At 53.5% G+C, this 20297-nt stretch carries 17 protein-coding genes and 1 tRNA gene; 7 read left to right on the forward strand and 11 right to left on the reverse strand.

The features are described from left to right. Positions 1 to 107: 107 nt before the first annotated feature. Positions 108 to 2309, reverse strand: a complete 2202-nt coding sequence (locus AC2TDJ_RS02180) for a tetratricopeptide repeat protein (protein WP_480838790.1) — start codon at positions 2307 to 2309, stop codon at positions 108 to 110. Between the two features lie 35 nt (positions 2310 to 2344). Between AC2TDJ_RS02180 and AC2TDJ_RS02185 the strand changes: the two genes are divergently transcribed. Continuing rightward, positions 2345 to 2674: a hypothetical protein gene (locus AC2TDJ_RS02185; RefSeq protein WP_480838792.1), complete on the forward strand. Its 330-nt coding sequence runs from the start codon at positions 2345 to 2347 to the stop codon at positions 2672 to 2674. 291 nt (positions 2675 to 2965) lie between these two features. Here the strand turns inward: AC2TDJ_RS02185 and otnC are convergent, their stop codons facing one another. Genes otnC through AC2TDJ_RS02220 form a run of 7 tightly spaced genes read right to left on the reverse strand, consistent with a single transcriptional unit; the run spans position 2966 to position 9288 of the window. After that, the gene (gene otnC, locus AC2TDJ_RS02190) at positions 2966 to 3607 is read right to left on the reverse strand and encodes a 3-oxo-tetronate 4-phosphate decarboxylase (protein ID WP_480838794.1); all 642 of its coding nucleotides are present in this window, start codon (positions 3605 to 3607) and stop codon (positions 2966 to 2968) included. Continuing rightward, positions 3604 to 4881: a 3-oxo-tetronate kinase gene (otnK, locus tag AC2TDJ_RS02195; protein WP_480838796.1), complete on the reverse strand. Its 1278-nt coding sequence runs from the start codon at positions 4879 to 4881 to the stop codon at positions 3604 to 3606. Before otnK ends, otnC begins: the two co-directional genes overlap by 4 nt. Continuing rightward, complete coding sequence (locus tag AC2TDJ_RS02200) at positions 4878 to 5675, reverse strand: N-acyl homoserine lactonase family protein (protein ID WP_480838798.1); 798 nt, start codon at positions 5673 to 5675, stop codon at positions 4878 to 4880. Before AC2TDJ_RS02200 ends, otnK begins: the two co-directional genes overlap by 4 nt. Next, complete coding sequence (locus tag AC2TDJ_RS02205) at positions 5672 to 5959, reverse strand: putative quinol monooxygenase (RefSeq protein WP_480838800.1); 288 nt, start codon at positions 5957 to 5959, stop codon at positions 5672 to 5674. The genes AC2TDJ_RS02200 and AC2TDJ_RS02205 overlap by 4 nt, the downstream gene beginning before the upstream one ends. Continuing rightward, positions 5959 to 7470 (reverse strand): tripartite tricarboxylate transporter permease, encoded by a 1512-nt coding sequence (locus AC2TDJ_RS02210; protein WP_480838802.1) that lies wholly within the window; start codon positions 7468 to 7470, stop codon positions 5959 to 5961. Before AC2TDJ_RS02210 ends, AC2TDJ_RS02205 begins: the two co-directional genes overlap by 1 nt. 4 nt (positions 7471 to 7474) lie before the next feature. Then, the gene (locus tag AC2TDJ_RS02215; protein WP_480838804.1) at positions 7475 to 8224 is read right to left on the reverse strand and encodes a hypothetical protein; all 750 of its coding nucleotides are present in this window, start codon (positions 8222 to 8224) and stop codon (positions 7475 to 7477) included. A 56-nt stretch (positions 8225 to 8280) separates the two neighbouring features. Then, on the reverse strand, positions 8281 to 9288 hold the full coding sequence (locus AC2TDJ_RS02220) for a Bug family tripartite tricarboxylate transporter substrate binding protein (protein ID WP_480838806.1): 1008 nt from the start codon (positions 9286 to 9288) through the stop codon (positions 8281 to 8283). A gap of 136 nt (positions 9289 to 9424) precedes the next feature. Here AC2TDJ_RS02220 and AC2TDJ_RS02225 point away from each other — a divergent pair, with 136 nt between their 5' ends. The 3 genes from AC2TDJ_RS02225 to AC2TDJ_RS02235 are packed head-to-tail and all read left to right on the forward strand — an operon-like array spanning position 9425 to position 12215. Beyond that, positions 9425 to 10513, forward strand: a complete 1089-nt coding sequence (locus tag AC2TDJ_RS02225) for an isocitrate/isopropylmalate dehydrogenase family protein (protein WP_480838808.1) — start codon at positions 9425 to 9427, stop codon at positions 10511 to 10513. Further along, the gene (locus AC2TDJ_RS02230; protein WP_480838810.1) at positions 10510 to 11541 is read left to right on the forward strand and encodes a Gfo/Idh/MocA family protein; all 1032 of its coding nucleotides are present in this window, start codon (positions 10510 to 10512) and stop codon (positions 11539 to 11541) included. Before AC2TDJ_RS02225 ends, AC2TDJ_RS02230 begins: the two co-directional genes overlap by 4 nt. Continuing rightward, complete coding sequence (locus tag AC2TDJ_RS02235; RefSeq protein ID WP_480838812.1) at positions 11538 to 12215, forward strand: GntR family transcriptional regulator; 678 nt, start codon at positions 11538 to 11540, stop codon at positions 12213 to 12215. Before AC2TDJ_RS02230 ends, AC2TDJ_RS02235 begins: the two co-directional genes overlap by 4 nt. 108 nt (positions 12216 to 12323) lie before the next feature. Here AC2TDJ_RS02235 and AC2TDJ_RS02240 read toward each other — a convergent pair whose 3' ends face one another. Together AC2TDJ_RS02240 and AC2TDJ_RS02245 are read right to left on the reverse strand one after the other, a co-directional pair. Continuing rightward, entirely contained in the window at positions 12324 to 14381 is a 2058-nt protein-coding gene (locus AC2TDJ_RS02240; RefSeq protein ID WP_480838814.1) for an adenylate/guanylate cyclase domain-containing protein, read from the reverse strand. A gap of 9 nt (positions 14382 to 14390) precedes the next feature. Next, positions 14391 to 15419, reverse strand: coding sequence for a type 2 periplasmic-binding domain-containing protein (locus AC2TDJ_RS02245; protein WP_480838816.1), 1029 nt, complete (start codon positions 15417 to 15419; stop codon positions 14391 to 14393). Positions 15420 to 16651: 1232 nt separating this feature from the next. Between AC2TDJ_RS02245 and AC2TDJ_RS02250 the strand changes: the two genes are divergently transcribed. Together AC2TDJ_RS02250 and AC2TDJ_RS02255 are read left to right on the forward strand one after the other, a co-directional pair. Next, on the forward strand, positions 16652 to 17713 hold the full coding sequence (locus tag AC2TDJ_RS02250) for a glycoside hydrolase family 19 protein (RefSeq protein ID WP_480838818.1): 1062 nt from the start codon (positions 16652 to 16654) through the stop codon (positions 17711 to 17713). Next, positions 17710 to 18261: a hypothetical protein gene (locus tag AC2TDJ_RS02255; protein WP_480838820.1), complete on the forward strand. Its 552-nt coding sequence runs from the start codon at positions 17710 to 17712 to the stop codon at positions 18259 to 18261. The genes AC2TDJ_RS02250 and AC2TDJ_RS02255 overlap by 4 nt, the downstream gene beginning before the upstream one ends. Before the next feature lie 457 nt (positions 18262 to 18718). On the opposite strand, the gene AC2TDJ_RS02260 is transcribed toward AC2TDJ_RS02255, so the two are convergent. Beyond that, a tRNA-Thr gene (locus AC2TDJ_RS02260) sits at positions 18719 to 18794 on the reverse strand. A gap of 457 nt (positions 18795 to 19251) precedes the next feature. Between AC2TDJ_RS02260 and AC2TDJ_RS02265 the strand changes: the two genes are divergently transcribed. Next, positions 19252 to 20124, forward strand: coding sequence for a glycosyltransferase family 2 protein (locus AC2TDJ_RS02265; protein ID WP_480838822.1), 873 nt, complete (start codon positions 19252 to 19254; stop codon positions 20122 to 20124). Positions 20125 to 20297: the final 173 nt, after the last annotated feature.

The following is a 20297-nucleotide window of genomic DNA, read 5'->3' on the forward strand; positions in this document are numbered from 1 at the left end:
CCCGAAACGTGCTTTAGCGACCAAATTTGTTGATTCCCAAAATGCGCACTGAACGTCATAGTTTCTCGAACTCAGCACTCTTAGCAGTATCATTGACGCGGAATCCATCATCCAGACCGTATTTTTTGGAGGGCATTCTGCGCGTGCAATCCAACAATAGGTAGATCAACCAAGGCCTCCAAAGCAGGTATCGCGGTTTCGGCCTCAGCGCCGATCTTTCCAAGTGTTATCGCGGCTTCTCGCTGAACCCGTTTTTGCGGACTGGATAATGCTTCAATAAGCTCAGGCAGCGACGACGCAGCGTGCGAGCCGAACCATCCAAGCTTTCGAATGCTTGACACCTGCTCTGACGGATCCTGAAATTTCAGGTCCTGTTTCAGACTTGAGACTGAAACCTCTGGTGGCAACGCCGCCATCTGCAAGCCGTCCAACAGGCGCTCATTCAGAAGATCCAAATCGATATCCCACTGTATCGGGGAAAAGTAGTCCGCAGCCGCCTTTGCACGCAGGTTTTGGAACTGACCAGGAACCCATTTTTCGACGTGAGTATAGGCAATCCGACGTTCTCCGACCTGAGCGTTGAATGAGGCCGCGAAGGGTAGCAGTTCAGTTGCTTCCGGATGATCGTCCAAAGCTGAGTTCAGCATATCCGCTGCATGGAAAACGTTACCCAGTCCATAATGCGCGGCAGCTTCGTACAAATAGTAATAAGTTGGGTGATCAGGATTGTGCCGTTTGGCAGCCTCAATAAACTCCAGGGCTTTTTCAGGTTTGCCTCCTGCGACTAACGCCCAAGCCATAATAATATTCGCCTCAGCATCGTTGGGCTGCAACGCCAATGCTTTTCGGGCCTCGATTTGTGCTTTTTCTGTACGGGCACTTCCTGTTTCGCCTGTCACTTGACCCCTGAAGTTCAGGTGCCGCATAGACTGAACAAGATGGGCCAGTGAAATGTTATCCTGAATTGCTCTGTCCAGGTTGGGGCGCACGTGTTTTACGTACACCTCATTCCTCGGGATGGTTGGATCATGGTTCCACCGAAACACGCCATTTCGTTGATGAACGAGTGCCAAGGCTCCATAGGCGCGACTGTAGTCGGGATCCAGTTCAATTGCTTTCTCAAAATGCAGAATTGCTGCGATACTGTCCTCTTCATTGAACCGTGAGTACAGCTCCCAGCCCATCTGGTATTCTTCTCTGGCAGAAATCTTCGTTGTGTCGGTTTTTTCGATCTCAGATCGCTCAGCCGGTGAAAGCTGCAATTCTAACGCGTCAACTATTTGCAGGACAAACTGGTCCTGAATCGTGAAGACATCATTGAGTTCACCATCAAATCTGTCGGCCCAGACCGAGTTTCCCGATGAGGTGTCGACAAGATGAGCATTTACACGCAGGGTGTCTCCAGACCGCCTGACACTGCCATCCAGCACGTATCGAACGCCCAGTTGCTCAGCTACCTCTTGAATATCAAATGTCTTTCCCTTGTAAGAAAAAGAAGTGTGTGGAGCGATTACAAACAGGCCAGCGATTTTCGACAAATCTGTGATCAGGTCTTCGGTCATCCCGTCAGCAAACATTCCTTGGGATTTGTCACCCGACAAATTGTCAAACGGCAACACTGCCACCGAAGGTTTGTCGGGTAGCTCAAATGCAAATCTCCTTGGATCTGCCGGAGCAAATTCTGGCCGTGTCAGAGTATGAACCAATAGAACAAAGCACACCAAGGCAGCAAACCCTGCGCCCACGACGAGAGGCCGTTTCGCCTTGTTACTCTGGATTTGAGGCAGGCCGTCATGCTGCTCAACGATCTGATAGACGCGAACAGGAGTCGCGATGTTTTTCAACCGCTGCTCGCCCAACGGTTTATAGCCTACCTCAACTTGGGACTTGAGCAGATCGAAAACCGGACCGGAGATTACGATTCCGCCGGGCTCTGCAAAGCCCTCCAATCGAGCAGCAATATTGACGCCATCCCCATAAACGTCACCTTCGTCAAAAATCACGTCTCCGAGGTTTACGGCGATACGGAACATGATTTTTCGCTCTGCCGGTTCCCGGGCTTCCCGGGCTGCCATTTCCTTCTGAATTTTCACCGAGCACTGTATGGCTTCTACAACCGACCCAAACTCGGCAATCAACCCGTCACCGGTTAGTTTGATTACCGTCCCGTTAAACTGTTTGAACAATGGATCGATGAGTTCCAGGCGATACTGCTTTTGCCGCGCAACAATTCCCGCCTCGTCCAATTCAATGAGACGGCTATACCCAACCATGTCGGCAGCCAGAATTGCAGCTATTCGGCGTTCCATCTGTAGAGCCTCCGAGAGTAGCTTATACACTCCCAATGGGCCTGTTAACGGAGATTCCTGGATCCGAACTGAGCTCAAAACCTGCCCGCGTTGGTGTAGAGGCCCAAGCCAGCCGAACACCTAGCTGCGAATTCCAGGACAGTACGCTGGAATTCCGGTCAATGGGTGAACAATCTCCCTACTCCGCTTACAAAAAAGATCAACGTGTAAGCCATGCGGCGATCACCGGAAACAAGCGATTGAACGCAGTGCTGGAACACATCAAACAAGTGGAGGACAAAACACCACCGAAGAAGCGCCACGTCGGCACTCAGGCGATCCGCTACACTCCAGCAGGTCGGCGCAACAACGGATGGAATTCATAGCTTGCGATAGCAGCACGGGAGAATCCGGGCTTTGCATGGTGCGGTGTGCGTGACCAATTGGCATTCGTTGCAGCTCCAAAAACGGCTACCTTGGCTGAATCACGAAGGCTCTGGCGCCCCTGCCAATTCCTTCACTATTGAGACGCGCGAGCATTTGGACTGCACCGAACTCTTTGATCGTTTGCTGACGGTATTGCTACAGCGGTAGCATAGCGAAAAGTGTGTTTGCGCAGTCCCAACTTTGCGTTGTTTGGAAAACAGTAATCACACAATTACCCATTATATGTTGGTTTAAACCCTTCCGAATATTTCCCTTAGTTCCTTTACTTGTGCTGCATCCAGCATCCGGATTTGCATCCCACGCAAAGCCACGAGCAACTTGGCCGTTTCTTCCAGCTCTTCTGCGGCACAGACCGCTGAGAAGAGGTCGTTTCCTGATACAACTGGACCGTGATTCGCCAATAGAACAGCACCGTATTCTCCACCCAAATCTCGGATCAAATCACCGGATCTCGGGTCACCTGGCGTGACGTATGGAACAAGTTTGACCTTACCTACGCGCATAACCACGTACGGCGTGAGCGGCGGAATGCAATCGTCCGGACTGGTGTCTTCGAGGCAGGACAGTGCTGTTGCCCAGGTAGAGTGTAGATGAACCACTGCGCCCGCTTCAGGTCGTGTCTCATAGAAGGCCTGATGCAGAAAAACCTCTTTGGTCGGCTTGTCGCCGGAGACGTGGTCCCCATTCAAATCAATCTTGGCGATGCGCTCGGGGTCGATATCCCCCAAGGTGGAATTGGTTGGCGTCATGAGGATTCCGTCACGCAAGCGCGCGGAGACATTGCCCGCAGTGCCGACGGAAAATCCACGCGCAAACAGCGAGGCGCACAGGTCCGACATCTGCTGTCGCAGCGCCAGTTCTTCAGAACTCATTTGCCAACCTCCATCATTCTGAGGGCTTTTGCGAAGAAGTCCGGAGCGCCAAAGTTTCCGGATTTCAAAGCCATCGCAATGGGTTCAGTTTTTCCAACGCTCAGGACAGGTACGCCCGGGTCAATCTCTGGCCCAATTGACATGGCTGGCGACCCCAGTGCCTCAGAAACCGCCTTAGAAACAGCGCCGGACGTCTCCCCTCCGGCCACTACCAATCGCTTGTATCTCTTTTGGACAAGCTCTCGCGCGGTATCTGCAAAGAGATTGTCCAGCTTTTCCGCCACGGCTTCCTGACCGAATTGACTTTGGGTCGCCCGTACATCTTCCGGGCTTCCCGATGAATACGCGAGCGGCGCCTGATCCCAATGCGCGTCAAAGAAATCCAGAAGCGTTTGCCTTGTCACGTCCCCGGACATGACGCCCGGAACATCAATGGCAAAGGTTGGATAGGATTTCGCATGAACATCAATCTGCCCACGGGTCGCACCGGAACACGACCCAGCAAGGATCGCGGCAGGCCCGGCGACACCGGTGAACAAACTGCCAGTACTTTTTGATGAAGCCTCTCTTAAGAAGTTTCTGGGTAGCCCCAGCGCTATCCCAGATCCCCCCGTAATGAGCTGGGCATCCTTCAGAGCCTCGCCCCAGGCCAGCAAATCCTCGTCCGAAATCGCATCACCGATCACAAATCGTTCGTCGGCGCTCCGCAAAGCCGCAACAATCGCCTCCGGTCCTTGCTTCACGGTGTCAATTGGCACCAACCCAACCGTTTCTTCGGTCTGACGCTGCAACCAACGCCTGATGTTGGCATCCGTCATTGGCGTAAGAGGGTGATTTTCCATCCCAGACTCGTGTAGCAGCTTACCGAGCACAAAAAGGTGACCGTGATAGACGGTGCGCCCGGTTGTCGGAAAGGCCGGACAGAAAACCACCTTCTGCGCGCCCAGCTCGTCGGCGAGCGCTTCCGCAACTGGGCCGATATTTCCTTCCGTCGTGGAATCGAAGGTCGAACAATACTTGAAGATGAACTGCTGGCATCCTTGATCCACGAGCCACTGCACAGCACTCAGACTGTCTGCAATTGCTTCCTCGGTCGATGCAGTTCGGCTTTTGAGTGAGATCACACCGGCTTCGATCTCCTCATCGGCCTGGGCAGTCGGAATTCCCGGAAACTGAGCCGTTCGTAATCCACCTTCCGGCTCAACACCCTTTGCCAGGGTGTTCGCAATATCACTCGCACCCGTAAAGTCGTCCGCTATGACACCTATTTTCATAATTCAATGTCCCTCGTCGGCCCTGGATCCAAACGATGGATATGAGGCGCAACACCTGTTGGGAAAACCTCACGCACAAGTGGATCATGGCCGGGCACGATCAATCTTGGATGCGAGGCCAACGTTTCCAGAGTCTTGAAACCATCCATCATCTCCTGCAAATCGACGACGATGGGAAAAGCTTTTCGCGCCATGAAATTCTCATAGTAATGCGAGGCATCCGAGGCCAGAACCATCCACCCGGCTGCTGTTCTTACACGAACACATTGCAACCCACGGGAATGCCCGCCGATACAGTGCACGGTCACCCCATCTGCTATCTCAGCATCTCCGTCGTAAAACACGACCTTGCCTGAATAGAGACGCTTTACGACCTCGCAGATATGGCCCGCCGAAAACGGCGCCCGCAGGTGGTCGTGGCACATGCAGGGACCTGTGGCGAAGGCCATTTCCGCCGATTGCATGTGCAACTTGGCATTCGGGAACATATGCAGCCCCCCCGCATGGTCATAATGAAGATGGGTCACAATGATGTCTGTCACTGCTTCCGGCGTGATGCCTAAAGGGCGCAGAGCCTCTCGAGGGTCCATCGCGATGGGGCGACCGCGGGCGGCTGCCTCATCGGCGTCGTATCCGGTATCGACCAGTATGACTTCGTTGCCGCGCTTCAATGCCCAGATGAAATAGTCCATTGCATGAGGCGTGTCGTGATTGTCATCAAAGATAAAGCTATCGCGCCGAGTGCGGGCATTGCGATCTGCATACTTGACGGCGTGGATTTCCCAATCGTTCATCGGATGACCTCGGAAAACTGGTGAACTGTCTTCGTGGCGATCATATCAGCCACAGCCGCATCGAAGGATTTGAAATGCGCGCTTTCGAGGTGAGCGCCAAACGCGGCAGCGTCATCGTATACCTCATAGAGGAACACCGTCTCGGTATCATCGCCGAGGCAAACGTCAAACTGATGGCATCCGGGTTCTTCACGCAAAGAAGTTGAAGCGTTTTCGACCATCAGCGGCAAGAAAGCGCCTCTCTTACCGGGTTTGAGAGTGAAAGTGACAGTGACTACAAACATCAGACAGAAAGTCCTTTCAAACGTGAGAAAGCGCGCTTTGCGACGGGCAGTTGGCTGAGGATCAGACCAATGTTGAGCACCAGCAGAATGGCCGCACCGGGGCGTGAAAAGAAGACCGCAAGGTCCCCATCCGACAAGAACAGCGACCGGCGGAAGGTTTCGTCAAACAGACTGCCCAGAATAACCCCGATCACCAACGGCGCGATTGGGTACTTCATCAGGTTCATGAAATAGGCAACGGCGCCGACGCCAAGCATCAGGTAAAGATCATTGATGCCACCACCGACGCTGAAAGACCCAATTGTTGTCAGAACCATCACAACCGGCAAGAAGATGGTCTGCGGGATGGCGAGTATTCTTATGAAAACCCGAGCAGTGAACAGGCCCATCAAGAACATCGTCAGGGAGGCCAGCACGAGTATCGCAACCACGCGCAGAATGATCTGGGGATCAATCGTTGGCCCCGGGATCACGTTGTTGATCTTGAAGGCCCCCATCAAAGCCGCGGCTGGTGGTGAACCGGGTATGCCCAACACCAAAAGCGGGATCAGCGCGCCGCCAATACAGGCATTGTTTGCGGTCTCGGAACACAGCAGACCCTCCAAGGAGCCTTTTCCAAACTTGTCGCCCTCGGCGGAAACGGTCTTGCCAACACCGTAGCTGACCCAACCCGCCACATCTTCGCCAACGCCCGGAAGTGCTCCTACCCCTGTCCCGATCACTCCTGAACGGCCAATCGTCGGCAGGTAGCGTCGAATAGAGCGAAGGTTTGGAAGAATACGGCCTTTCAGGGCCAGAACTTTCCCGGCCTCAACGTGCCGCAAACCGTCGATGATTTGAGGGATCGCAAAAGCCCCCATCAAAACGGGTACAACCTGAAACCCGCTCATCAGGTAAGACCAGCCGAAGGTATAGCGCGGCTCAGACAACAGTGGGTCGAGCCCCACCATGGACATCGCAAGCCCGATCAGACCGGCAATCCATCCCTTGATCACCAGGTCTTCGCTCATCAAAGTGCCAGAAAGCAGAATGCCGAACAGGGCCAGCAGTGCTTTCTCCGGGCTTGCGATGTTCTTTGAAACCAAAAGCAGCGCCCAAACGAAAATCAAAAGCGTGAGGGTTCCGATTACCGTACCGATGAAGCTGGCTGTAGTGGTCAGTCCTAGAGCTTCTCCACCTCTACCCGCTTTGGCCAGAGGGTAGCCATCCATGGCTGTCGCCGCGCTGGCTGCTGTGCCCGGAATGTTCAGCAGAATAGACGGGTAGGAGCCGCCGTAAATCGCGCCGACATAGGCCCCGAGCAAAGCGATGAGTGAATAGTCCAGCGGGATTTTGTTGCCGAAGAAACCCGTCAGGATCGTCACTGCCAGGGTTGCCGTCAGGCCGGGCAACGCGCCGAACGTGATGCCCAGGAAAACGGAAGCGATCAAATACAGATAGGTCAGCGGGTCCGCTGACAGATCGGCGAACGCCGAGCCAAATCCAGCCAGTTGCGAAAGGATAAAGTCCATCCGGTCATTCTTTCCATAACGGACGAAGCGTCACGTAATAGTGGTATTCGATCTCTTTGAAGATCAGACCACCGCGTGCGGGCACGTTCTGTCGGAAAACAAAGGCCATCGCGCAAACAAGGATCAGCGGGGCCAATATCGCGATTAGTGGCACGAACCGCAGAACGGGTTCAGAGGCTGCTTTGGTCAGCAGAAAAAGCGTCAACACGACCCAAACGGCCAATGTGAACCAATCATCGATGTGTGCATTCCAATCCGCCTGCGCAGGAAATACCACGAACGCAAACAATCCGGCGGCGGCGACGGCGATGCAGGCCACCAAAGCACGCGAAGCATGGCCGCCGTAGTACCCGTAGGTCAAAGCTGTAATCAGCAACCCAGAGCACAGAATGAAATCCACTCTGGGAACGAGTCCCACGACATATGCAAGAAGGATCAGGCCTATTGTTGAAGCTCGATAGGCTTCCGACTTGTCCCATCCGATCCCCAAAGCCGTAAGTGCGTTTTGGGCTCCTCCTGAACGGATCGAAATCGCCAGCAACACGAAGGACAAGACAAGTAATCCACCGAAGATGAATAGCGGTACGATTGCAGCCGAGTTGTACCAATCCGATCCACTTACACCCGCGCGGTTTTCACCCCAAAGGGGGATGTCCAACGTCTTCCAAAGGAAAAATACGGACACGGTAATAAGAACTATCGCGGTCCAAAAGTCGCGGGTCCGCATGACCAGTGTTTCGTCAGGATTGTCCATGCCTGCCTCCTACAGGAAAGGGCACGTTCAAACGCGCCCTTTCAAAATTGAGCGGATTAGGGCTTCTCGATACCCAGCGAGGCCGGATCGACCGTGGCAGCGCCCAGATCTTGCAAGGTATAGGCAAAAGTAGCCTCAAGGTTCGCAAAAAATTCTTGAGCTTCTTTGCCGTGCTGACCGCCGACATCGTATTTGTTTGCCGCAGCCCATTCAGCGACAGTGTCGGATGCAATCGCCTGCTCGAACGCATCGCCAAGCGCAGCCTTTACGTCATCTCCGGCTGAACTGTGAACTGCAAACCCGATGGCCTGTTTGAGCGGCAGATACTGGTCGAGCCCGTCATAGATACCAAAGGCAGATGGCACTGTTGTCCCTGCAATCTGCGCATCTTCAGGCGTCAACATCGCGAGCGGTTTAAGTTGACCGCCCTCAATCAACGGAGCCTGTTCAGCCAGTGAAGTCACAACCAACGCAACTTCACCCGCTATCGCTGCTTCCTGCCCGGGCGCTGAGCCTTTGTATGGAACAAACTTGAATTCCGCACCGGACCCTTTTTCGATGGCCAGAAGGTTCAAGTGGTGGATCGAACCCGCACCGGAAGCCGCCGCTGGAATAGTGCCAGGAGCAGCTTTGGCAGCGTCGACCAGTTCTTCCAATGTATTGTAAGGGCTGTCCGCTGGAACCGAGATCAGATCAGGCGATCCGCCGACAATAAACGGATACCAGAAATCAAATTTCTTGTCCCAACCACCCTGTACGGCGGCTGTAACGTTCGACTCCGACAAGCCAACCAATGTGTAGCCATCGTCCGGCTGGTTCATCACGTAGACCATGCCGTTGGAGCCCGCGACCCCACCTGTTTGATTGATCACGTTAATCGACACCGGAAGGTGCTTTTCCATCTCGGCCATGATCATGCGGTTGATCGTGTCAGTGCCACCACCGGCCCCCCAGACTACAGCTGTGGTGATATCCCGATAAGGGTAATCCTGCGCGGCAGCAGCCCCTGCGACGCCGGTTGCAATCACTGCTGCGGCAGCCAACCGCCCTAGCTTCAGTTTCATTTCCAAGTCCTCCCAAAACAACTTCCCGTTTGTTATTGCATTTAATTGCGTATACATTACAGAATGCATTGTCAACGTGCTGTAGTGAAAGCTGCTATCGCGCTATGAATGCGAAACGGGAAGGAAGCGGGCTAAGATGAAAAAAACTTACGATGTGGCAGTGTTTCACGGGGACGGCATCGGCCCAGAAATCATGGCCCCTACGCTTGAAATTCTGCGCCAGCTTTCCGACAACAATCCCAGCTACGAGCTAGCGTTTAAGGACTCGCCAGCAGGCGCATCCTACTATGCAAAAACTGGAGAATCGTTTCCTACCGGATCACTGGAAACAGCACGCAAGTCTGACGCAATTCTGCTTTCTGCAATGGGTTTGCCGGATGTTCGCTACCCTGACGGAACTGAGATTTCACCACAGATCGACCTGCGAAAGCAGCTCGGCCTTTTTGCCGGCGTGCGTCCGGTAAAGGTTAGCAATGGGCAAACGACTCCTTTGTCGCTCCCCAACGGCAACGAGATCGACTTTGTCTTGATTCGCGAAAGCACTGAAGGGTTGTTCTTCACTCAAGGAGCAGGCGATGTCACAGAGGATGAGGCGCGTGAAACCCTGCTGATTACCCGTGAGGTATCCGAAAAACTGTTCCGCTTTGCATTTGATCTCGCGAGAAACCGCAAGGCATCCGGGCGTGGACAGGGACGGGTTACATGTGTCGACAAAGCCAATGTATTCAGAGCCTTTGCATTCTTCAGATCAATGTTTGACGCAGAGGCCGCACTCCATCCCGATTTGCAGGCAGACCATGCCTACGTCGATGCTACGGCGCTCTGGATGGTTCAGAAACCTTGGGAATTTGATGTCTTGGTAACTGAGAATATGTTTGGAGACATCCTTTCCGACCTTGGCGCAGGTCTTATGGGGGGACTTGGGTTGGCACCTTCAGCAGATATCGGGTTGAATCACGCCGTGTTCCAACCCTGCCACGGCTCTGCTCCGGACATTGCTGGACAAGGTATTGCCAACCCCTTTGCGATGATCCTGTCCGCTGCAATGATGCTTGAATGGTTAGGTTTGACCCATGATCACCCAGAACTGTCCAGAGACGGTGAACGCTTACGTGAAGCCGTGGAAAAGGTGACAATAAACGGTCAAAATTTGACACGTGACTTAGGTGGCACTGCCGGAACGCAGGACGCAGCCTCATCTGTGTTGGAAGTACTTCAGGCATGAATGCTCAGCAAACCATCAGAGTCGCCTGCGTAGGCGCGGGATACTTCAGCAAGTTCCACTACGATAGCTGGTCGCGTATGCCCGGAGCGGTTCCGGTTGCATCCTGCAACCGCGATATCAACAAGGCGAAAGAAACAGGGCTGACCGCCTACGATGATCTGTCCAATATGCTGGAGGCAGAGAAACCGGATCTCGTGGACATCATCCTTCCACCTGTGGCGCAGGCCGACGCCATCCGGATTGTGTTACGCTCCGGTATTAAATGGCTGATCTGCCAGAAACCTTTCTGCTTGTCTTTGCAAGAAGCCGAAGAGATCGTTTCAGAGGCGGAAAAGGAAAATGCCATCATTGTTGTGCACGAGAACTTTCGCTTCCAACCCTGGTATCAGGCTATCAAAGTGGCGCTGGCTGAAGGCCGGATTGGCACGCCTCTGCAGGCGACCTTCAGACTGCGCCCTGGCGATGGACAGGGGCCAGGCGCCTATCTTGATCGACAGCCGTATTTTCAAAAAATGCCACGCTTTCTTGTTCATGAAACGGCGGTTCACTGGATCGACACGTTCCGATTTTTGTTCGACGCACCCAGCGCAGTTTACGCAGACCTGCGCAAAGTTAATCCCGTTATCGCGGGCGAAGACGCTGGCTACATCTTGTTTGACCACCCCAACGGCTTGAAAGCTTTATTCGATGGAAACAGGTGCCTTGACCACAGCGCAGAGAACCTGCGTCAGACGATGGGCGAAGCGCTAATAGAAGGTACAGCAGGCTCGTTGGTCCTGAACGGGGATGGTTCAGTAGAACGACGCGCGTATGGAGAACTTGAACGGCAGCAGGTTTTGCCACCAATCGTTCATGATGGTTTTGGAGGAGATTGCGTCCATGCCTTGCAAAGCCACGTCATTTCAGGCCTTCTAAAGGGAACGCCGTTGGAGAACACGGCCCGAGATTACCTCGACGTGATCCGCATTGAGGAGGCTATCTACCGCTCTGCTGCGGAGGGACGAAAGATAAAACTGGAGACTCCGTGAAGGATCAGGACAACAAAACTCTTTCCAATACACAACGCGCTGTTCGGGACTTGCGCAGGATGATCCTGTCTGGAGAACTCGCTGCCGGGACCGACCACTTGGAGTCGGAACTGGCAGAAACGTTGGGCATGTCTCGCACTCCCGTTCGCGAAGCAGCATTGATGTTGGAAGGCAAAGGGCTGCTGGAAATGCGGCCACGCAAAGGCGTGCGAATCCTGCCCGTTTCGTCCGAAGATATGCGCGAAATCTATGACATCCTTACGGAGCTCGAGAGTCTTGCGGCGCAACGCGCCGCTGAAGCGGGTTATTCAGAAAAGGACTTGGCTCTTTTGGCTCGCTCAATCGAGCAGATGGATCAAGCCATCGAAACCGAAGATCTGGAAGCCTGGGCAGAAGCCGATGAGTTGTTCCATCAGGAACTCGTGCGTTTGGGTGGAAACAAACGTGTAGAAGCGATTGTGGCTATGATGAGTGATCAGGTTCGCCGCGCGCGCGCAACGACGCTCTTCATTAGGCCTTTGCCTGTCAAATCCAATGAAGATCACCGTGCGGTTTTTCAGGCAATCTTTGAAGGTCGACCGGATGTAGCGCGCGATCGCCATAGAGAACATCGGCTCCAAGCACAGGCTATGCTTTGCGAAATACTAGAGAAGCATAGGCTTAACAGCCTGTGATCCACCTGGTCAGTTTAGAAAGTCTGTGAACGCGTTTACCCCAGTGTGACTGCTGCTTTGGGCTCGGGGGAAGCTCGCGCAACGCGAACTGGAGAGCCTGTTGAGCGTTTAATCATGATCACCGTTTTTACCTCGGCAAGCGCCACTCGTAAGTTGAGTGGGATCTTCCGACGTGTGTGCGGGGCGGGACAAGGATCTTCGGGCGCGTGGCTCAAGTAGCTTTAGTGCATTTTTAAGGCTTTTTGCAGCAGAGTCCCTTTCAACTTTGGTCATCGCAGAGACGTCCATGTCCATCCTGAAATGAGGATGCTGTTCGTGCAGTTGCAACTCAGTCCGCTTAACTCCGACCGGTTCATCGAGAACACGGTACGCCGCCACGGGATAGGCAATACCTTTGACGTCAATTTCGCCACGCTCCGAGCATTCGACTTGATCCTGCACGAGCGCAAAGGTCTCATAGGAAATCAGGATCTCACCCGGTGCCGCCATGTCCTCAAGTCGAGATGCAATGTTCACTGCGCCGCCTATGATTGTGTAGTCCAACCGATCCTCGCTTCCGAAATTTCCGACTGTGCAGAATCCGGAGTGAATGCCCATTCTGACCTGCAATGGCTTTTCAATGCCGGATTTGCGCCATTGATATTGAAGCTCTTTCATACGGTGGCGCATTTCGATGGCCATCCGGACACAGGCAAGAGCATCTGCCTTTAGGCCACGCGTTTCCGGATCGCCAAAAAAAATAACTATGGCGTCACCCACATACTTGTCGATCGTCGCCCCATGCTGCAACGCGATCTGGGACATTTCCGTAAGGTAGTGATTCAAGAGCTGCGTCAGTTCCTCGGATTCCAATCGGTCGGCTGTTTCCGTGAACCCCACGATGTCGGAAAAAAAGACTGTCAGCCTCTTTCGACTACTCGCAAGTTTGACTTCCTGCTTGCCTGTGAAAATCAGGTTGTAAACTTGGGGCGACAGGTACTTGGCCAGTTGGCTGGCCAGACCCTCCAATGCCGCAGTCTTTTCGGCCAACTCGGTTTCTCGTTGATCAATGATTTCCATGTAATGCGCCATCGCGCCCGAGATTTCGCCGATCTCATCCGGTCGATCGTCGGTAAGCCCGTGCTGGCGGTCCTTGGCGTAATTTGCAAGAGCTTCTCTGAGTTTTTCGAGCCGCAGGAATACCCGATGTCTGAGAATCCAAGCAACCGTGAGAGACCCAGTCACGAGGATTAGCACCACTCCCAAAATCGCCATAAGCGTGAAGCGGGTCGTGTTGGAGACTAACCGAATCTGATCTTCAAGCTCCTTGCTGGTGCGCCAGAATTCGTTACTGGCACTACTAAGCAACCTGTTCGCGATCAGGGAGCTTTCCTCGACCAGCGCCTTAATCTGAAATGCGTTCGACAGCTGTGATGTCTTGGTTTCAAGAATGTCCGCGCGCGTTGCTGGCCAACGTTTGACCAGGTCACTTTCCGCACCTGCCTCGTTTTTTTCGTTTCGACCGACATTCGAGTCATCGATGTGATGTGCCAGTGCTTCGACGCTTGCATCCGCGGATTGCCGGTTTTGGGACAACTTTGCGCGCTCCGAGTCATTCAGCAACAATTTGATCTCGGAAGCCGCGCGCGCTGCCAGTTCAAGGGTCGAACGCGTTACACTAGGATCCCGACTTTGCAGATCGGTCAGATACTGCTCAATCCCTTTGGCATGCGCTTCAAGTTGGCGGCGAACATCGATCTGGTTCTCGACTGTATTCGCCAGGCGGTCGAGATTAGCCGTCAGCATCGCGGCGTTGGATCTAAGTGTGGTTACCCACTCTGGATCGCTGTTCAAGTCTTCCAACTCGTCTATGAGAGTTTTTTGCGACACCTGTTTGTCTTGGATACGGGCAATGAGTGTTTCGAATTCTGACCGGGTTTGCGCCTGGCTGAGTGCTGGCGCGATGGAACTGGACGCGGAAGCATCCTGAGACAGTTGTGAAAGGCGGATTAACACCGGTAGCGATTGGCTCCTCAGGACGTCGAGTTCACTGCGAACTTCGAGCAGGCGTTGTGTGATCAGGATCAAACCCAGCGCGAACAACGTAGAAACACAAACCAGTACGGCGAACAGTAGCGTGGAAATACGCCTTCGAACGTTAATCCGTGTGGAAAGCTGATCTATCACCGAGACGCCCTATCGATATGGTGGGCTGATCATCAAACCGCCGTCACGCCACAGCCGATTGAGCCCACGGTCCATTTTCATCGGGCTACCTTGACCTAGGTATCTATCGAAGATCTCGCCATAGTTACCGGCCCCGACGATTACGTTTCGCGCCCAGTCCTGGGCCAATCCGGCGGCCGCCGTACCCTCAACGACTTCCAGCCCTAGCAAGCGGCGGATTTCGGGGTCGGTGCTTTCCAGATGCGATTTGAGGTTTGACTGGGTAATACCCTTCTCCTCAGCCAAAACGGTCGCAAGAAACGCCCAACGAACAATTTTTACCCACACTGCGTCGCGAGTGGAGACGTAGGCAACCAGCGGTTCCTTAGAGATGGTTTCTTCGTGCAGGACATAGTTTTCAGGGTCATCGAATGCGGAGCTTCTCATCGTTGCCAACGCAAAACGATCTGTAGTCAGCAGGTCGCACCGGCGGGAAAAAAACGCATCATTCCGGCCCTGCGAGGATTCAAAGGCCATTACAGACCAACCCAGTCCGTGCTGCGAAATGTAGTCCTCGAGATTGCCAATAGTTGTGGTCGCCCGGGAAACGCAGACTGACGCGTCGGGCAATTCTTGCAGGCGGCCACTGATCGTTCCGCGGTGCGACATGAACCCCTGGCCATCGTAGAAAAGGACTGCGGCTGGTGTCAGCCCAAGCACGAAATCGCGAGAGAACGTCCACGTGACATTTGAAACGTATATGTCGACTTCACCTTGTGCTATACTCTTCAGTCCAGCCCGGATCAGAGCTGGCGACATTTGAACTGCATTTCGATCACCGAAGACGGCCAGGGCCGCAACCCTGCAAAACTCGGGGAAAAATCCTTCATAGCCTTCGGAACCGATACGTGTATCGCCGACCAGCCTGTTTCCGATCGCACATTTCACAAAACCTCGCTCGCGAATTGCGTCAAGAACGCTTTCATCCGAATGAGCCAAGCCAGCATTCAACAAAAGGTAAGACAACGCTGACGTTGCCAGGACGACGAATGATTTCATTAGTCCCTCCCTCAGTCGAAGGCATTGTACCACGAAGGATTAGATTTTCGAGCGAGCAGGAAGTCGACTGGGATCTAGAGAAGGGGTCACAAGGGCCTCAGCTGCGTCGGGTTCAGACCGGGTATCGGAGAAATTTAGCCTAACGAATACGTCCAAACGTCTGCTTTTGTGCCGCCGGCAACTTCACCGAGCGCTTGCAGCGAAGGACTGGTCTCCGTCCCCAAGGTGACGAGTTTGCATATCGGCTTGGGCTGAAAACGGTCTTCATAATATGAGACTCCAAGAAAGATGCGCCCCAGATAAAGTCTGGAACATCTTCTATGATACCAATCAATCAATGGATTTGGTGCTCTGCGATCTGGAACTGGTTGATAGTAAGAGTGGCTGGGATGTGCCGCGTCAAACCCACACCCACGCCCGGGCCTGCGTCAGTATCCGCACCGGGTTCGGCGGGAAGTCGTCTTGCGTGGCAGCAACAAAACCGTAGATCGAACGGAAGCGCGGCATAACTATGTTGGCCGTTGTCTCCCCTTGCTTCCTGCGGGCGACTTGCGACGCTACCAACAAAATTTGGTCAGTAAGGTGGAGGAAACAAGAGGCGCACGTTCTATCGCACTGATTAATTTAATATTTGTAACAATATTTGGTGCCTCAAGAGGGACTCGAACCCCCGACCTTGTCCTTACGAATTTTGACGTCGAGTTTTTGCACTGAGCCGGATCGCGCCGCAGGAAACCTCATAAGGCCATACAATTGCTTGACTAATTCCGGCTTCGCCTATGGACGTGATCGCACAGCATTTCAGAGCTTTTGATGAACACGCCCTACTAATGCCCAACTAACCCAATTAGTAGGACCCTACTAATTGACCCCACCCCATCGACGGCTTCCCGAGTAGCTTGTTCTCAGGCTACCCCGCTTCGACGGAGTTGGAAAACACCGATGGGAGTCGGCAGTTCGGTGCCGAAACCCTTCATTAAACCTTCCATTTTAATACGGCTTTAACCTTGAAGGGCAGCACAAACCATGAAGCATGAAACAAAATTCGCAAATTGGATACGCAAGGGTGGGCAGCGTGAGTTTACCGTGCACCTCAAAACCCCCGCAGTTCTCGATCACAAGTTTACCGTGATACCAGAGCGCCTGCTTGCTTCGATAATGGACGATGCCCTCAGAACAAGCGTCGAGAGGCTGAACGTCTTCCGCAAAACTCATCCATCAACATCTCAGGGGTGGATACATCTGATCTGAAGGTGGAACTCTCAAATTCTATAACGTCGCGCCTAAATGATTCCGGCGTACCCGTGGACCCCAACGATCCAGTTATAGAAGCTGCTGTCCGGCAATACGCTGAACGGCTAAATGGGCGGTTTCAGCAATCTGGTTTGGGCGTGGCAGAGTACATTTGGCGCAGCAGCGACGATGATCGGGTTCGTTCTCTGCATATGCAACACGATGACCAAGTGTTTTCTTGGGACAGTCCACCAGAAGGTGGTCATCCCGGTGAAGGGTTTAATTGCAGGTGCTTTGCTGAACCCGTGACCGAGGGCATCAATTTCCCGGATGGTGCGGTTTGCGACATCATCAACAAAACCATGTTGAATGACTTGTTCCCCAATGCAGCCGAGGAAAGACTGCACGCTATAGCACGTGAAATCGACTTGCAGATTGTAACAGGCAATTTGAATAGCCCCGAACGGCTTGCTCATTTCTTTGGGCAAGTGAGACAGGAAGTTGGCCCTTCTATTCGATTGGAAGAAAACCTCAACTATCGAGCGACTGCTCTGCCTCTGATCTTCTCATATTTCCGGCGCAACCGGGCAGAAGCCCAGCTATTCGGGCGAACTTCGGATCACCCGGCCGATCAAGAGGCCATTGCCAACCGCGTATATGCAAATCGTATCGGCAATGGAGACGTGGCAAGCGGTGATGGTTGGCGTTTTCGCGGGCGTGGCCTGAAGCAACTTACCGGAAGAGCAAATTATCGCGCCTTCACAAGGGATCATGAGGCGTTATTCGGAGAGGCCATTGATTTCGAGCAGAACCCGGACCTTCTTTCGGAGCCTAAATATGCAGTCCGCTCAGCAATATTTTTCTGGGTCGATAACAATCTTCACACCGTTGCGGATCGCGGCATTACCCGAAGCGCGACCGATGCGATAACCCGAGTTATTAATCGTGACACTGATAGCTATGGTCAACGTTGGAACAATACTCGGCGTTTACACCGCGAGGGCACCTTCTCCAATGTTTGCAAATTCTCTGTCGCTGCGCCTAGGTTTGAAGACCAATGAAGATAATTCTAACGATATCGGTTTTGTTCTTGTCTGCTTCGGCGCTCCTTGGCCAAGACATCGCGCTAGAGGATGGTCAAAAGCTGTTCACTTACGGCTGGGAAGATCAACGGGTTAGAACCTCCGACTTTGAAGCTGTTTTGTCTTTTGAAGGGCAAGACGACCAACCAACATATCGCATAGAGTTGTCTGAACCAGTAACTGGAATTCTCACTGCTCATACATTTCAGCAGGAGCCTGGACAGCTAGAACTGACGGCATTCAATCGAGTGAACTACTGCGGTGAAGATGTGATCTTTTTGACTGTTCGATACTCGCCGCCACGGTTTGCGGATATCAGGCAGTTTCGTTTTGAAACACACGCATTTCACGCCGATACGCTTCTCCATCTGGATTCAGCCCCGGTCGCATTTGAAGCTATAGCACTTCAGGAAATCGGCTTCGATTTCGGCTGGCATTACATTGCCCCACAATCCTATCAGGTAGAGTGCGAAACTAGCCCAAAGGGCTTTGCGCTCGAACTCGTCGAAATTACTCAAATGCCATAACTTCAACTTCACCCCATAAATTTCCAACCCTACTCAGATCCACTGAAGTCATACGCACAAAGCAAGGCCAACACCACCCGCACACACCACGCCTGCAAACAAACAAGACAGTGCAATTTTTCTGCTCATAGCGGTACCTCTACTAACGAAATCGGCCACCAGAGTTTCCTCTGGCAGCCGGGGAGTTAGTAAGCCGCCGCAAGACGACCGCGCTGGCCTTTAGGCCGGAGCCCTGGACATACGCCAGTGCCTCCCGACCATAGGGTTCGAGGAGGTGTCATTTCGGCCGACACCGGCCGCTTGCGGAGGGGTAACTACGCCCCGGGATCAGCTCTGTTTGCCATTCCTGAGCGCAGCCTAGCCCGTATGTCTGAAAATCGATAGCGCAAACGTCACCCTTCGGAGTTTCCGAAGGCGTTGATTCCAGTGCTAAAATCGGAGTGCTATCGGAGAAGGGTGGTGCCGCTGATAGGACTCGAACCTACGACCCCATCATTACGAATGACGTGCTCTACCAGCTGAGCTACAGCGGCATCCTTCTTTTTCCACGGCCCTACTATGGCCCTACTAGTTACTGCGCGCCTTCTCTAACCTACTGGTCTCGAACGTCAATTGCGGATGGACCCGCTACTTACGAAGGACCTGCTCTACCAGCTGAGCTATTGAGGCGGGCCAACCGAGCATTTAGACGCTCGTCGCCGGTCGTGCAAGTCAGTTTCAGAGCGGGATCCATCAAGCTACTATGAATGCCGACCTATGAAGGGTGTTCACTTTCGCTGGGTCTGACGCTCACTGCGTCGGCTACAAAGATCCAACCGCTCCGTTTTCAGCTCAATGATCAGAATATGGCGCGAAGGTTGCGCGTCACATGTAGGGTGAGGATCACTTTCGCACGGACTTTGTTTTTATGGATATTCACGAGTCAGCACGGGATGGGGGGTTGACCCTAACGGCGTTTAAGAGAATGAAACGGGTCAGACTTCCCACACGATGCACGGAATACACCGATTGTCGCACATCACCATCATAACCGTTTGTTTCAACAGCGGTAAGATCCTGCCGGAAATGCTGAAGTCGATTCCCGAGGGTGTGCGCGTCATTCTGGTGGATAACGCGTCGGATGATGTGGAAACCATTCAGGAACTGGCCGACGCGCGTGGCGCCACCCTGATCAGAAGTTCCGAGAACGCCGGTTTTGGCCGAGCCTGCAACCTTGGCGCGGCCGAGGCAACGACGGATTTGCTTTTGTTTCTGAATCCGGATTCGTGCCTTCTGCCGGGTGCCTTGGAAGCCTTGCAAAATGGTGCGGATCGCCATCCCGCCGCTTCGGCGTTCAATCCGGCTATTCTGAAAGGACACGGAAAGCCGTTGTTCAGGCGATCCAGCGTCATTCTTCCACGCAGTGAGACTTTGCGCCAGAAGCATGCGGATTCTGATCTGGAACTGCCGGTTCTCGTGGGGTCCGCATTGCTGGTTCGCCGAGCGGCTTTCGAAGAAGTGGGTGGCTTTGATCCCGAGATTTTCATGTACCACGAGGATGATGATCTGAGTCTCCGCCTCAAGGCCGTTTGCGGTCCTTTATTCTATATTCATGATGCTCAAGTGCGTCATGCCGGAGGTCATTCCTCGCCGCGCAATGCAGCCATTGCGGGCCTGAAAGCGTGGCATATGGGGCAATCGAGAATATACGTGGCCCGCAGACACAACGTTCCCTTTGCCTTTGGTCGGGCAATGGCAACGGCACTTGTGCAGATGCTGTCGCCGGTGTTGCTGTTTTCGTCAAGAAAACGGGCCAAGCAGTGGTCTTTTCTGCGTGGTGTCTGGCAAAGCCGGAATATTCACCCGGTGCCGTTCCGGCCATAACAGGCTATGCCGTCCGGTTCTGTCGCTTCGTTTGCCAGCACGCAGGATCGCCTGCAGTGGCAGAAGAGATCATTCGGGGCTGATCTTGGTAGAACCCGGAACAGGCAGTTTGCATCCGGATTGGATACGTAGATAGGGTTTAGGTGCCCCCCAAGCTGGGCACCTAAAAAATT

It is taken from the genome of Ruegeria sp. HKCCD6647-2, from assembly GCF_057221075.1.